The sequence below is a fragment of the Olivibacter jilunii genome, assembly GCF_900607235.1.
Taxonomy (GTDB): Bacteria; Bacteroidota; Bacteroidia; order Sphingobacteriales; family Sphingobacteriaceae; genus Olivibacter; species Olivibacter oleidegradans.
This window is the reverse complement of record NZ_LR027851.1, coordinates 522,681-537,034: the sequence shown is the minus strand read 5'-3', so window position 1 is coordinate 537,034 and position 14,354 is coordinate 522,681. Positions and strand designations below refer to the sequence as shown.

The 14,354-nt window shown below is 40.8% G+C and carries 17 protein-coding genes; 9 read left to right on the top strand and 8 right to left on the bottom strand.

The window, feature by feature from the left end; genetic code table 11:
• The 3 genes from E0E36_RS16250 to E0E36_RS16240 all read left to right on the top strand — a co-directional run.
• A partial coding sequence (locus E0E36_RS16250; protein ID WP_207303775.1) for a hypothetical protein occupies positions 1-507 on the top strand: 507 nt, incomplete at its 5' end.
• A 110-nt stretch (positions 508-617) separates the two neighbouring features.
• Complete coding sequence (locus E0E36_RS16245; protein ID WP_130856825.1) at positions 618-2,150, top strand: OmpP1/FadL family transporter; 1,533 nt, start codon at positions 618-620, stop codon at positions 2,148-2,150.
• Between the two features lie 180 nt (positions 2,151-2,330).
• On the top strand, positions 2,331-2,795 hold the full coding sequence (locus E0E36_RS16240; protein WP_130856824.1) for an SRPBCC family protein: 465 nt from the start codon (positions 2,331-2,333) through the stop codon (positions 2,793-2,795).
• Positions 2,796-3,175: 380 nt separating this feature from the next.
• On the opposite strand, the gene E0E36_RS16235 is transcribed toward E0E36_RS16240, so the two are convergent.
• Together E0E36_RS16235 and E0E36_RS16230 are read right to left on the bottom strand one after the other, a co-directional pair.
• The gene (locus tag E0E36_RS16235) at positions 3,176-4,330 is read right to left on the bottom strand and encodes a hypothetical protein (RefSeq protein ID WP_130856823.1); all 1,155 of its coding nucleotides are present in this window, start codon (positions 4,328-4,330) and stop codon (positions 3,176-3,178) included.
• 5 nt (positions 4,331-4,335) lie between these two features.
• Positions 4,336-4,980: an RNA polymerase sigma factor gene (locus E0E36_RS16230; RefSeq protein WP_242627245.1), complete on the bottom strand. Its 645-nt coding sequence runs from the start codon at positions 4,978-4,980 to the stop codon at positions 4,336-4,338.
• 137 nt (positions 4,981-5,117) lie between these two features.
• On the opposite strand from E0E36_RS16230, the gene E0E36_RS16225 reads away from it, so the two are divergent.
• Genes E0E36_RS16225 through E0E36_RS16215 form a run of 3 tightly spaced genes read left to right on the top strand, consistent with a single transcriptional unit; the run spans position 5,118 to position 7,036 of the window.
• A complete protein-coding gene (locus E0E36_RS16225; RefSeq protein WP_130856821.1) occupies positions 5,118-5,492 on the top strand; it encodes a hypothetical protein in 375 nt (124 codons plus the stop codon).
• A 12-nt stretch (positions 5,493-5,504) separates the two neighbouring features.
• Positions 5,505-6,062 (top strand): YceI family protein, encoded by a 558-nt coding sequence (locus E0E36_RS16220; RefSeq protein WP_130856820.1) that lies wholly within the window; start codon positions 5,505-5,507, stop codon positions 6,060-6,062.
• Between the two features lie 8 nt (positions 6,063-6,070).
• A complete protein-coding gene (locus E0E36_RS16215; RefSeq protein WP_130856819.1) occupies positions 6,071-7,036 on the top strand; it encodes a DUF5777 family beta-barrel protein in 966 nt (321 codons plus the stop codon).
• Positions 7,037-7,095: 59 nt separating this feature from the next.
• Here E0E36_RS16215 and E0E36_RS16210 read toward each other — a convergent pair whose 3' ends face one another.
• The 3 genes from E0E36_RS16210 to E0E36_RS16200 form a co-directional block, all read right to left on the bottom strand.
• A complete protein-coding gene (locus E0E36_RS16210) occupies positions 7,096-7,371 on the bottom strand; it encodes a CBU_0592 family membrane protein (RefSeq protein ID WP_130856818.1) in 276 nt (91 codons plus the stop codon).
• A 204-nt stretch (positions 7,372-7,575) separates the two neighbouring features.
• Entirely contained in the window at positions 7,576-8,055 is a 480-nt protein-coding gene (locus E0E36_RS16205) for a Dps family protein (protein WP_013667879.1), read from the bottom strand.
• A gap of 84 nt (positions 8,056-8,139) precedes the next feature.
• Positions 8,140-9,516 (bottom strand): NfeD family protein, encoded by a 1,377-nt coding sequence (locus E0E36_RS16200; RefSeq protein ID WP_341273589.1) that lies wholly within the window; start codon positions 9,514-9,516, stop codon positions 8,140-8,142.
• A gap of 144 nt (positions 9,517-9,660) precedes the next feature.
• On the opposite strand from E0E36_RS16200, the gene E0E36_RS16195 reads away from it, so the two are divergent.
• The 3 genes from E0E36_RS16195 (at position 9,661) to E0E36_RS16185 (ending at position 12,194) form a co-directional block, all read left to right on the top strand.
• Positions 9,661-10,404 (top strand): DUF4905 domain-containing protein, encoded by a 744-nt coding sequence (locus E0E36_RS16195; RefSeq protein WP_130856817.1) that lies wholly within the window; start codon positions 9,661-9,663, stop codon positions 10,402-10,404.
• 11 nt (positions 10,405-10,415) lie between these two features.
• Positions 10,416-11,372: a DPBB and LysM peptidoglycan-binding domain-containing protein gene (locus E0E36_RS16190; protein WP_013667882.1), complete on the top strand. Its 957-nt coding sequence runs from the start codon at positions 10,416-10,418 to the stop codon at positions 11,370-11,372.
• Positions 11,373-11,561: 189 nt separating this feature from the next.
• Positions 11,562-12,194 (top strand): uridine kinase family protein, encoded by a 633-nt coding sequence (locus tag E0E36_RS16185; RefSeq protein ID WP_130856816.1) that lies wholly within the window; start codon positions 11,562-11,564, stop codon positions 12,192-12,194.
• Here E0E36_RS16185 and E0E36_RS16180 read toward each other — a convergent pair.
• The 3 genes from E0E36_RS16180 to E0E36_RS16170 all read right to left on the bottom strand — a co-directional run bounded on the left by E0E36_RS16180 (position 12,191) and on the right by E0E36_RS16170 (position 14,057).
• The gene (locus E0E36_RS16180; protein WP_130856815.1) at positions 12,191-12,850 is read right to left on the bottom strand and encodes a CoA transferase subunit B; all 660 of its coding nucleotides are present in this window, start codon (positions 12,848-12,850) and stop codon (positions 12,191-12,193) included. The two genes, E0E36_RS16185 and E0E36_RS16180, sit on opposite strands and share 4 nt — an antisense overlap.
• Positions 12,851-12,925: 75 nt before the next feature.
• Complete coding sequence (locus E0E36_RS16175) at positions 12,926-13,291, bottom strand: four helix bundle protein (RefSeq protein WP_130856814.1); 366 nt, start codon at positions 13,289-13,291, stop codon at positions 12,926-12,928.
• A 70-nt stretch (positions 13,292-13,361) separates the two neighbouring features.
• Positions 13,362-14,057, bottom strand: coding sequence for a CoA transferase subunit A (locus E0E36_RS16170; protein WP_130856813.1), 696 nt, complete (start codon positions 14,055-14,057; stop codon positions 13,362-13,364).
• Positions 14,058-14,354: the final 297 nt, after the last annotated feature.

Below are 14,354 nucleotides of genomic sequence, written 5' to 3'. Positions count from 1 at the left end.
GCCGATAACTATAGAGGGTCAAGATCGTCTATAACTCGAATTAACCGAGGTGTTACCGGACGGGTTACTTCAGGTAGTTCAAGACCTGCCAGAGGTGTGGTTTCCGGTGGGTCGGCTTCAAGCTATAGAGGTCGAGGCGGCCGGTCTTCATCCGATGCCAATATTAACTCATCAAGAGGTTCATCATATAACGGTTCGGCAAGAGGCAGTAGACCTGCAATTAGCAGACCGAATTATGGAAGATCCGAAGGCTTGTCAAGACCCGGTTATTCCCGTCCAGCTACAACAGGCTCAAGACCTGGCGTTACTAGACCTTCAGGATCTTATTCCAGACCAGCTCGACCAACTAATTCAAGACCGAGTGAAGGTTATTCACGCCCTACCTCAAGGCCATCCTATACTCCGTCTCCGAGTCGTTCGTCCGGAGGATTTAGCGGCGGTGGTGGGATGAGCAGAGGCGGTGGCGGCGGTTCCGGCAGCTCGTCTAGAGGTCGCGGAGGACGATAATCTTAGATAAAAATAAAGCCGACCTTTTTTGATCAATTGTTTCAAAATTAGTCGGCTTTATTATTACATAACATAAAGCAATCCACTTATTACTAATTAATTTACTTCTCATGAATAATAAGAAATTAGCAACTCTTTGTCTGTTTTTATTTACAGCGGTTGCTTCTAGGGGTCAAAATTTGGATGAGTCGCTTTTATTTTCACAATACGAGCAAGGCGCCACAGCTCGCTTTAAAGCGATGGGAAATGCGCAAACGGCACTGGGTGGGGATATTAGCAACATCGCCGGTAACCCCGCTGGTCTTGGTTTTTTCAACAATTCCGACATAAGCTTATCGCTGGATTATTTCGGTGATAAGAATAAAGCCACTTACTTTGGTTCCCAAACAGAGAGCACCCGAGATCGCTTCGGTTTAAATCAGTTAGGTATCGTTTTTAATCTCCCGTCTATGCGTGCGAGAGGTGCTAATCTAGATCAGGGTTGGCTTAACTTCAATGTAGGTTTAAGTTATAATAAAACGAACAGCTTTATATCCAACTTGAATTATTCAGGACAAAACAACGAATCAAGTATTGCCGACTATATGGCCGATCCTAGAACAGGTGTTGCTCACGACTTTGGTTGGGATGCGGGTTTAGTTGATATTGGCGCAGACAATCTGTATTTCCCTATGGGTGTTCCGGATAATACACAACGTTCTTTCACACAAACTAAGGGATCTCAATCAGAAACCAACCTGTCATTTGGGGCCAACTACAGCAATAAACTTTATCTAGGTGCATCCGTTGCATTTTCTTCTATTGATCATCGCACCTATAGGCGGTTTGAAGAGGATGGCTACCTGTTCGATGATAGAGTCGTAGACCAAGGCTCTCGTTTCCTAAACCCACAACAAGGTTCTGATGATCCTCGTTTCTACAACGAATTATTGAATTCCGATTATTACTACGATGATGATTACGAAGGGCATACAAAAGGCGCCGGTGTAAATGTAAAGCTTGGATTAATTTATCGCCCTACCGACATTATTCGTATCGGACTTTCGGCCACGACACCTACTTGGTATAATATGTCAACTGATTATTCAGATTATTATGGGATTACTAACTTTCACCCGGAAACAGGTGCGGAAATTTCGTGGTATGAATACGAGCCGGAGTACAGTTCATATGACTACAATTTAAGGACGCCATATCGTGTAAATGGTGGTATTTCCGCGGTATTTAGCAAAGGTCTGATCAGCGCAGACGTCGAATTCGTCAACTATAAAAGCATGAAAATCACTACAGATGTTGCTGACCTTGATATGCAATATGCAGAAGACATAAAAAATACATATAAAGGAGCCGTTAACTTAAAGGTCGGTGGTGAATATGTTGTTACGCCACAATTTATGATTCGCGCCGGTTATAACCATACGGGCAATCCTTACGAAAACGTAGATTATAAAGCACAATCGATTACCGGTGGTTTAGGTTTCCGCTTTGGCAACTATTACGTCGATGCAACTTATCAAAACTGGAGACAAGAGTATGATACAACGCCGTACGCTCTAGCTGCTGATTATCCGGTAAATTCGCCTATTGCCAGCGTTAAAAATACCCGTAACAATGTGTTCTTAACTATTGGCGCTAAATTTTAGTGCGATAATCGTAATCGCAAAATATAAAAAGGGTTAAGTAAAGATACTTAGCCCTTTTCCGTTTATTGGAAGCCAATCCTGTAGATTTCTGCATCGCTAAAGTGAAGTCTCCCAAACCAATTCATCCTTCACTTGTTAGCAAGATACGGTAAGTGTCAAAGCAGCCATAACAAAAGTAATATGGGAGATATTAGAAAAAAAATAATGTTTGATGCACCTTTGCAAAGGTCTTTTGATATTTTTCTGAGTGATTTGGGAATTTGGTGGCCTAAAGAGTACACTTGGTCGAAAGAAGAGTTGGTTGCCATCAAAGTCAATCCGACCGTCAATGGTTTTCTTACTGAAATAGGCCCATACGGCTTTCAGTGTGACTGGGGGCGAATTATAAAATTTGATCCATATACTTTAACTTTTCTTTGGCAAATAGGGCCTAACCGTGTGCCCGAACCAAACCCTGACAAAGCTAGTGAGGTGGAAATTTCCTTTAGCGAAGGCAACGAATGCACAACGATGATTTTGGAACATCGAAATTTTTCAAAGCATGGCGAAAAGGGCCCTGCTTACCGGGAAATGATGGATGCACCGGAAGGATGGGATTATATTCTGGCTTGTTTCGTAGAATATTTACTAACCAAAACGGCTTAAAAGACTGTAGCTTTCAGCAATCGGCTTTATTGACTTCAGCTTTCGGATATCAGCTTTCGGCTTTAGTCGGTGCTACTGCTACGAATAGGGTCGTAAGCTATACGCTGTAAGCTTTAGGCAACACTAGCTCCATCATCAAATTGGCTAATCGGCTAATTAACAACTCCACAACTCAACTATTTAACTATTGACTAACCGACCGTAGGGAGCTCATGAACCGAGCGCAACGAGCTCATGAATGCCAATAAAAAGCAAACAACAATGAATAATACCATTGAAAATAAATACTTATGAATAATTTAAGCTATAAGCAGCAATAAGCTCTAAGCCATCTGATGATCTCATTGGCTAATCGGCTAATTAGCTACTCAACCACTTAACTATTTTCCCAATTTAAAACTAACCGAAACGGCTAAGCCCTTTGAGTCCAATTTTGTCCGCCCATAACCGATCCCTGTTAAAGGTAATTTGACAAATGGCCTAACGCCGATTGTGACTTGGTTGTTCAACTGTTGTTCAAAAGTTGCCGAAATATTCGCTACGCCAAAAGGATGGTTATTTTGCCCTCTTACTTCATAGTTAGTGCGTTGCTTATCTTTATATGGATCACCGGTATCGTAACTAAATTCATATTGCTCTCGTAACATGAAATAGCTGGAAGCACCTCCGTTCAAGGTAATACGGGTGGCACCTTTATTGTAAACCTGATAATTAAGTTCTATAGGTACATCCAACACATCGCAAGCAGCATCTACCTGACTGGGTGTTGCTCCGTAGCTTCTTTGTATTTTGGGCCGGTAAAAACTGTAAGGTGAGTTATAATTCTTTCGTGCGTATAATACGCCGCCTGAAACGCTTAATTTCTTACTTAATGGTAGCGTATATAATACACCAATATTTTGGCTTAGCTGAGGATTACCGGCACCTCGTACGCTTGTTAAATCAGGCGCTGCTAAGATGGTTAAGTAAGATGGTCTTCTTTCTCGGTTGATCGTTAATTTTGGTTCAGACAAAATTTCTGCATCTGATGTATTAAATGAATATACAGGTGCTGGTTTTAGGCTTTGCCCTACTTTTCCAAGTAAGCCGTTCGTTCCTGCTTGCCCTGTTAAGGTATCTTTATATATGTTTTCCGATATAGCTTCCAATCTACCCGTTCGTTCGTTAGATTTGTCTTCAAGTAGAGGGATGGAAATCGTTGGTGACGTATTCTTCGATGGCGCCTTGTCATTTTTAACGATCTGATCGACAACAGGTGGTACCGGCTTATCTATATGCGTTTTTTTGGATATGATACTATCTTCCTTTTTAACCACTTCAACAGACTGATCACTTGTAATAGGCCACCAGATGACAAGAAAAACCAGTATAACAGCCGCAGCGGCACTTAAAGAGCTAAGCCAGATAAGTCTTACCTTCTTTTTCCTATTGTTGACGAGCTTTTCTTCCATAGCTATCCAGTGCATCTCATCGTAAGATACTTCCGGGTTGTTCAACCCTTCTCTGAATAGATCATCGAGTTTCTTCTTCTCCATCACACTTATTCACTAAGGTTCTTGTCTGCTTCATTTTTGCCGACATTCAAGTCGATCGCCTTTAGCATCTCCATCAATTTTGCCCTGGCCTTAAACAGGTTAGATTTGGATGTTCCGACAGAAATATGCAACATTCCTGCTATTTCTTCATGGCTATATCCTTCAATTGCATAGAGGTTAAAAACCGTACGATAGGACGGGCTTAACGACTGTACCATGAATAAAAGGTCTTGATAGTTTAGTTTCTCATAGATTGCTTCGTCAGACCCGGCCTGATCGTAATCCATTATATTTTCATTTCCTGCAAATTTAAGGTTAGCTCTATAATAATCGATTGCCGCATTGGCCATAATACGACCTATCCAAGCAGTAAAAGGTTTAGTGTGGTCGTATTTCTTGATATGCTTAAATACCTTAAAAAAACCATCGTTCATAATGCTGGCGGCATCTATTTTATTACTCGCATAACGTTGGCAAATCCCCATCGAATATGCATAGTAATGTCTATAGAGTTCCTTTTGGGAATTCCGATCCTCTTTAATACATCCCTGTATTAGCTTCGATATGACTTCTTCCTGATTCTCCTTTGGTGCCACCAAGCCCTCCTTCCAATAAGCATTACGAATGCCGTAAAAAAAAGGTTGCTTCAAAGCTAAAATTATTTGTGCGTGTAATGACAAAATTGGTAACAAATATTTTGCAATTTTTATAAAGCTAGGCAACCCTTTTGTCATGCGCTCCGTATTTAGAGTATCAATCAAAAAAAATAAAACGAATAGGTTAGCTTATGAAAGTCACGAAAAAAAAATCACTTTACACACTTGCTGTTTTAGCAAGTTTTATCGCTGTTCTATACAGCTGTTCTAAAGATCAAGCAGTGGAGCCTGAAAAACCTGGCAATGAAGAAGTAACCGCTGAAAATGTTAGTTATAGCAATTTCGCCGGAGCCCTGTTTCAAACGAAATGCGCCGGTTGCCATGCTGCAGGTGGCGGTGCAAGTGGCCGTTGGACTTTCTCCGGCTTTGCATCTGTTCGGGATAATGGAGCGAGAATCAACAATGTCGTGCTAGTAACTGGTACCATGCCTGTCGGCGGTTCACTAAGTGCTAACGAAAAAGCGCTATTAAAAGCCTGGTTTGATCGTAATATGCCGGAACAATAACAATTAGAAATTATGATTCAGAAAATAGTTTTATCCTTATTTCTTATAATCCCTCTTTCTGTTGCAGTTTCAAAGGCACAGAACACCTTTGTAAGTAACGGGGCTACGATATCTTTTTTTAGCAGTACGCCCGTTGAAGATATAGAAGGTGTTAGTAAAAACGGACTTTCCGCACTGGACGTAAATACGGGAGACATTGTATTCAAGGTGAAAAACACCACGTTTCAATTCAAAAAAAAATTAATGCAGGAACATTTCAATGAAAATTATATGGAGAGCGACCGATATCCGTTTTCTGAATTTAAGGGAAAAATAAATGATCCTGGAAAATTGAGAAACGATGGGACCTACCAATGCATGGTTAGCGGTGTACTTACCGTTCATGGTGTTGCTAAAAGTTACACTGCACCGGTTAAAATAACCGTGAACAATGGTGCGATCACAGCTAGCTGTACGTTCAAGGTAAAAACGGCCGACCATGATATTGAAGTTCCAACCATCGTTATAAAAAATATAGCAGAAACCTTAGACATTAAGGTTGCTGCTATTTACCAAGCTAAAACTCCTTAAGTCATCCTATGAAGCGTATCACATTTTTTCTCCCTTATTTTCTATTGATCATTCCCTTTTCTCGTTTGTTCGCGCAGAGCGATTTAGAGGCGTTAATTCAAGAGGATAGTACCACGCGCGAAAAAGTGAGTGCCACTTTTAAGTCCAACCATTTAATCAATGCACAGTCGACCGAAACGATCTATAAAAAGGAACTCGAATTCCGGGTAGATCACCGATTTGGAGATATTGCAGGAGGTAGTGGGGGTATCGGAAATTTCTTCGGTCTTGATCAGTCGACAGACATCCGCATTGGTTTTGATTATGGTATATCTGACCGATTTAATGTTGGGATTGCCCGTGCAAAGGGTGCCACTGCGGCAACACAATTATATGAAGCCAATTTCAAATATCGTTTTCTAGAACAAACTACTGATAACGCTATTCCGGTAAGTCTTGCCTTTTTTGGAAGTGGGACGGTAAGCGGTGTTAAGGCTTCTGACGATCCTACAGCTTCGACCTCTTATAAGAATTTCGGCGATCGGATAACCTATGTTAGTCAGTTGATTGTGGCACGAAAATTTAGTCCTAGCTTTTCTTTTGAACTTATTCCGAGTTACGTACATCGGAACTATACGATTTTTGGCGATCAAAATGGTGTATTTGCCTTAGGTGCCGGTGGTCGGTTAAAGATTAGCAAACGGATGGCTATTGTAGCAGACTACTTTCTTCCTTTTAGAAGCAAAGACAAAAAGGAATACGTAGAAAACATCAATCAGCAGAAGTTCTACGACGCCTTAGGTGTTGGTTTAGAAATCGAAACAGGCGGCCATGTCTTCCATTTAAATTTCACTAATGCCACAGCCATTCAGGAATCGCAATTTATACCGGAAACTACGACATCTTGGGGTAAAGGGCAGTATAGATGGGGCTTCAGTATATCTAGAAGATTTTCATTTAATAAAGATAGAGAAGGAAAGGCGGGTGGGTATTAGCGATTGACCACCCTAAGGAACAAGGGTTAAAGTTTAGAAAATCGCACCTGACTGCTGGGCTATGAACGCTTAGCAGTCACTTTTTTAACGGCACCTGGCAGCGCAAACTTAATAAGGCTAATCAACCCAATAAGTGCCCACAGCCCGTTAGCTACCGTGTTTGGTGTATCGTGATTGTAAAAAGCACTGATTACGAGAAATAATCCACCTAATGCGTTTAGCAACTGGTATTTCCAACCATTGGAATGAATATAACCTAGGCTAACCAACAAGTAACCGGAAGTACAACAGGCAACGCCGATCCAACCTAACAAGTTAATTGTTTCTAAAGACATGAACATAAACTATTTATCAAAAATAAATAGTTTGCTACTTTAGGAGCCTACATACTGTATTAATTAATTGTTAAAAGGTAGATTGAAATACAAAGGCTTGTCTCAGGTTGACATTCTCCCGTATCTATGCCATATCAATACCGCTACGCTCGACGACGCAAGAAAACGAACTTTTAGACAAGCCCAATGTATAGATTCAAGGTGTTATTGCTTATTGAGAAAGGCTCTTAACATCCAGTTTTGCTTTTCGTTAAACTGCATAAATGCGTTCACCATATCGTTGGAACCTTCATCATTTGCTTCGTCCGTAATTTCTAGCAGGTCCCGTTGCAAAGCGATCAATACTTCAAGGTCCTCTACCACAGCTTTCACCAGATCGACATCCGACATTCCGATGGTATCTATTTCCTTGATCTCCGCTGTCTCAAGATAGTCCTGATATCGGCTGAGCGGTGATTTCCCTAAGGTTAGTATACGCTCTGCTAGCTCATCAATGGTTGTAATCGCATTATTATATAATTCTTCAAATTTAGCATGTAATGTAAAGAAGTGCGAGCCTCTTACATTCCAATGACAACCACGTAGTTTTTGATAGTGAACATGATAGTTTGCCAATAAATCATTTAGGTGATCTACAACAGGTCTTAATTTTTTCTCTTCTAAACTAATTGCTTTTGGATTCATACATTATATTTTTTGTTAGTACCCTAAGCATGCGATCTGCATGCCGGGAATGACCTACTTATAACGTTTTGGCTTATGAATTGTTTAATACACCTGATCGTCCTTCTTTTTTCTGACAAAAAGATTATAGTTCTCGTGCTTTTCAACGTAAACAATAGTATCCTTATCGATGAACCCATCTAAGGCCACGGCATCATACCATTTCCCTTCAATCTCGATTTTACCCGAAGGACGCAAGGCCGTCTTGGCGACTCCTTCTTTGTTAATTAAATTAAGATTTCTTACAGAAGAGACGTATCCTTTACCCGACTGTTGCTCATCGGCTAAAACCAGCCGTTGAAATGCACTGGAACGCAGAATGCTTTTGCCGAAAATGACACAAAGAATAATAGAAGCAATAGTAGCGGCGATTACAATAACGAAGGAAGTCATTACTTGGTTAGGCTCAACAGGTTGAAAGTTAAAGTTCTGATTGGGTACCATGCTGAATGCCAGTCCACATACCAATGCAATGATTCCCAGAATACCCGCAACACCAAAACCCGGTATGACAAAGACTTCGAGTAACAGCAAAATAATACCGATTATGAATAAGGCGATCTCCCAATTATCGGCCAGTCCCTGGATATATAACGGAGCAAAGAATAGAAGTGCAGCTATGATGGCGACTATCAATGCAAAACCGATGCCCGGCGTTTGCATTTCGAAATAAATTCCGCCAATAATCAGTAAAATCAGCACGCTACTCACTGCCGGATTGATAAGAAAATTAATAAAGCTATCAACCCATGTGCTTTGATACCGGGTGATAGATGCCCCTTTTAGACCTTCTTTAGCAAGTATCTCTGTCGAACTAACCACTTCGCCATTGATCATACCAATTTTTAGCGCTTCTTGTGTCGTCAAAGTAAGTACTTTGCCAGCCTCTTTTAATTCCGGTAGCACGACATCCGGGTCCACAAAAGCTTCTGCTACTCGTGGATCTCTCCCCTTTGCTTCAGCCGTTGCCCGCATTAAGCTCCGCATATAGGATTGATATTTCTCCGGCATCACCTCTCCTTGAGGATTTACCACGCTGGCAGCCCCTATGCTTGCACCTTTAACCATATAGATTTTATCACAGGCAAGCGCCACCAGCGCACCGGCAGAAGCCGCATTATGGTTTATAAAAGCAATGGTTTTCAGCTCCGACTCTAATATCTTAGTTCGTATGGAATCGGCGTAATTAAGCATTCCACCGTAGGTATTGATTTCGATTAAAATATAATCGGCATGATGTGCTTTAGCTGCACTAAATGCTTTTTCAGTTTTACGCCAGGCTGCCGGGCCAATTTCTTCACTTAAGTAATATTGATAAACGGTGGCCGTTTCCTGCGTTTTGCCTATTGCAGAACCGGGTAAAAATAACGCAATTAACAGTCCTATTGAAAGCCACTGCCGTAGGCTTCTGTCTTTTATCATAAGCATTGTCTTTATTTTTCTCCTTTTACCGATAAAGCTTCTTTTCCTTTGCACGCTTTTAAAGGGATTTTCCATATAAAGATACTATTTTTGTCAGATGGTTATAGAAGAAAGATGAAAGAGGGTAGCAATAATCGTTAACGAATGACAAAAGCATTTTCTTACTTATATGAAGGCACTATTTGGAAGATAGACATCCATGAACTATCCGGTATGCTTGCCATCGAATGGAGAGATCAGGATGGGCTGCCCTACTTTTCGGTTATTCATTATCGCAGTGGTCGTTTGTTATCCGATCACATACACTATGGCGATCGTTGGTGGACGCTGGCAGCGGTGAATACCAACCAACTGTTCCTGCAGCATTATCCGCAACCAAACCAAGGGCAAACGCAGGGACTTGTAGCTATCGATATACATAGTAAACAGGTCACCTGGGAGCAATTCAATCTGCAATTCGTAGAGCTTACACAGGAAGGAATAGCGGTAAAGCAACGATTTTCAGATACGAATGCGGTCAGCTTGCTGGAGCCTTTGTCGGGAAGTATACTTGAAAATCATACATTACTAAATAAACTGTCGCCTTTGCCCAGAAATATACGCTCGGCCTCCCCTGTTCACCGGACTCCTCCACTTCCAATTACAAGCACTTTAGTTGGCCCCTATTTCTTTCTGGAAACTGACGGTAAAGAGCTGTGGGCCTATCATGAGAGGAAAGAAGATAAGTTACAACTCATATTAACGGTTATTCAAGAGCACAACGTACAATTTAAGGAATGTATAGTTGATCGATTAGATCATCTGCTGCCGGAAGTCTTTTTTATGGTTGGCCAACAATTGTTTTTTGTAACGAATAATAAACGAGAAATTGTTTCGTATTTTGTATAATTGTAATGTATATGAAGAATAAAAAAATATTAAAAGGCTTAGGCGTGACTGTTGCCTGTGTCTTAACAAGTAGTGTTGTTTTTGCGAATCCGATAACAAGGGATTCGATAGGAGTTGAAAATCAAAATGGTAAAAAAGTAATTCTACATAAACTACAGACCAGAGAATCTTACTACTCTCTTGGACGCAAATACAACCTGAAGCCAAAAGACATCATTGATTTTAATGCTAATAAGTCGCTCAAAGCTGGTGATGTCGTTAAAATTCCGACCGGCGCACCCTTCTCGAACCCTGCAAACAATGTTGTAAAAACTGCGACTCCTAGCTCAAAGCCTCCCGTTAATGGCGGTGCAGCTATTACCTCCCAGGGAACCGATTATATTGAATACAAAGTAGGTGCAAAGGAAACGCTTTTTTCCATTTCAAAACGCTTTGGAGTAACTGTTGATGCGATTAAACAAGCGAACAATTTATCCGGCAACTCTTTAAAGGAGGGGCAATTAATCAGAATCCCGAATACATCTATAGAGGAAGCCGCCACTGATCCCAGTGTTCCAAAGAAAGTAATTAGCAACGAAGAGTTAAACGGTGTAACAAGCGAAAACGAACAGCAGGTTGCAAGCGGCAACGCCAATACGATTGAAGAAGAACCGGAAGAAACACCTAAAGAGGATAGCACACCGGCCAATCGCTACGGAATCAAGCAGGTGACAGCAAGCGGCATTGGAATCTGGATGGACGACTTAAATGGCGAAAGCGGCAAAATGCTCGCCTTGCATAACTCCGCTCCGGTCGGCACCGTAGTTAAAATTACCAACCCGATGACCAATCGAACTACTTATGCAAAGGTTGTAGGTAAATTCAATGAGACATCGGAAAATAAAGATGCTATCATCGTTATTTCCAAATCCGTGGCTTCATTAATCGGTGTAATTGACAGACGGTTTCAGGTTAATATCTCTTATTAGTTAAGTGGTTAAGTAGTTGAGTGGTTGAGTCGTAAAGATGTCATGTAGTTAATTAGCTAATTTGATAATGGGACTACGTGAGATTAAAGCCTACGGCTATAGCTTACGCCTTAATAATAGTTAAGTAGTGAATCAATACTAACAACGAATAGCTAATAACGAATAACTAAAGTCTAATAGCTAAAAAAAATGTCTAAAAAACCTTATGTCATTGGTATCGCTGGCAGTAGTGGTTCGGGAAAGACGTTCTTTCTGAAGTGTTTTCTTAATCACTTCAAAGATCATGAAGTTACGTTAATCTCTCAGGATGATTATTACCTGCCAGCCAACACCAAAACGCAAGAGGAAAACAAACTGTATAATTTTGATGTACCTGCTGCTATCAACCGAACGCTTTTTTATCATGATATTAGCGCGCTGATTGCAGGGAAGACGGTCTTTAAAGAAGAATACACTTTTAATAATCCGACAATTAAGCCAAAAATGTTGGAGATAAAGCCAGCTCCCTTATTAATAGTAGAGGGGCTATTTATTTTCCATTTTGAAGAAATCAATACACTTCTGGACGAGCGTATATTTCTTCACGCAGATGAACATATTGCATTAGAGCGCCGACTTCGACGGGACCTTATCGAACGGGGGTATTTTGAGGAAGATGTCAAATACAAATGGTATAATCACGTACTCCCCAGCTTTGATGAATATCTTTTTCCCTACAAATCGCAGTGTGATTTAATTATCGAAAACAATAAGGACGATACCGCGATGATGGTACAAGTAACTGATGAAATTTCCGCACGCTTACGGAAAAAACTATTTTAAAGTCTCATTTCCGGAATATTATCATCGGCTATAAACTTGCCGGCGGTTGCATTCCGGATTTCATCCACACTCAGTCCAGGTGCTCTTTCTAAGAGGCGAAAGCCTCCGTGTGGTTCAATAACAAAGACGGCTAACTCGGTAACAATCTTCCGAACGCACCTCACTCCTGTCAAAGGCAAGGTGCAGGATGGAAGCAATTTACTTTCACCTTCCTTGTTAACCTGTTGCATCGCAACAATGATATTTTTGGCAGAGGCTACCAGATCCATGGCTCCCCCCATTCCCTTGACCATTTTGCCCGGTATTTTCCAATTGGCAATATCGCCATTTTCCGAAACCTCCATAGCTCCCAGAATCGTCAAATCTACCTTCTGAGCCCGGATCATTCCAAAACTCATTGCTGAGTCAAATATTGCCGATCCGGGAAGCGTTGTAACCGTTTGTTTGCCCGCATTAATTAAATCCGGGTCGACTTCCTCTTCCGAAGGATATGGTCCCATACCAAGCAAACCATTCTCCGATTGCAGTACAACCTGAATATCTTCAGGTATATAATTGGCTACCAAGGTTGGTATACCGATACCGAGGTTAACGTAATAACCGTCTTTTATTTCCTGCGCAATGCGTTTGGCTATTCCTTGTTTGTCTAGGGTCATGGTGTTAGTTGTTAAGTTGTTGAGTTGTTGAGTTGTTGAGTTGTTAAGTAGTTAACAGCAGTGTCGAATATATTGTCATTCCTTTCGTTTCTTAAGGTAAAGTATATATCCATTCAAAAGTGCTATACATTTTTCTAGATCGGCTTTGCATTTATCAAATGTGGCGTTGTCAATATATTGTTCATCCAAAGCACATATTAAATGATCGAGTATCTCATACAGTGACCCTCTTGATTGTCTACAAAATTGGATGTTTTCTTGATAATGAAATCGGCCGTACCCTTCCGCAATATTTGCAGTAACTGATCTAGCTGCTCTTTTCAATTGATCTGATAACCTATATTTTTCTTCATTCGGAAGAAGTTTTATAACTTCACCCAATTTGTTTCTAAAGCTTCGACAGTGTTTCCAAACCTCTAGATCCTCAAACGTGCTGGTCATTGAATTGTACTGTTTTTCAATTTTTGATGCGAATCTCACTACTTAACTACTTAACAATTGGTCTACTTGACTACTCCCTTATGGTTCTCTTCTCAATTCTTTTTTCATATTTTTCTCCTTGGAATATGCGATGTACATAAATCCCGGGCGTATGGATATGATCCGGATCCAAGGATCCAACAGGTAACAACTCCTCGACTTCCGCAATGGTTATTTTTCCGGCCATGGCCATGATAGGATTAAAATTACGGGCCGTTGAGCGAAAGATAAGATTCCCGGTTGTATCTCCTTTCCAAGCCTTTACAATGGCAAAATCAGCATTGAATGCCATTTCTAACAAATAGTCTTTATCGTTAAATCTTCTGATTTCTTTGCCTTCTGCCACTTCGGTTCCTACTCCGGCCGGTGTAAAGATTGCCGGCATTCCATAACCGGCCGCCAAGCATCGAGTGGCCAAGGTGCCTTGCGGTATTAACTCAACTTCTAGTTCTCCCGAAAGTAGCTGACGCTCAAATTCTGCATTTTCTCCAACGTAAGACGCGATCATCTTTTTTAGCTGCCTTTTTTGAAGCATTAAACCGATTCCGAAATCATCTACACCGGCATTATTGGAAATACATGTTAAGTCTTTCACTTCTTTTTTCACCAATGCGGCAATGCAATTCTCGGGTATCCCGCATAGACCAAATCCCCCGAGCATAAGTGTCATTCCATCCTGAATGTCTCTAATAGCTTCATCGGCATTGTTCACTACTTTATTAATCATGGCTATCAAGTTTAAAAATCGGCTGCAACGACGTTAATTTACAATTTTGGTTCTATAAAACAAAAGGCTGTAAACAATAAACTATAGGCTGTAAGCAATAAGCCATAAGCCGACTGATGCGCGTAACTAAGAACGCTGCCCCTCGTTATCACATTAGCTAATCATCACATTGGCTAATCGGCTAATTAGCGAATTAACTACTCAACCACTCCACAACTCAGTGACTTAACAATTCCAAAAAACATTTAGAATTAATTTAAATAATACTTACCTTTGGCAGCGTAAATTGATGAAGAT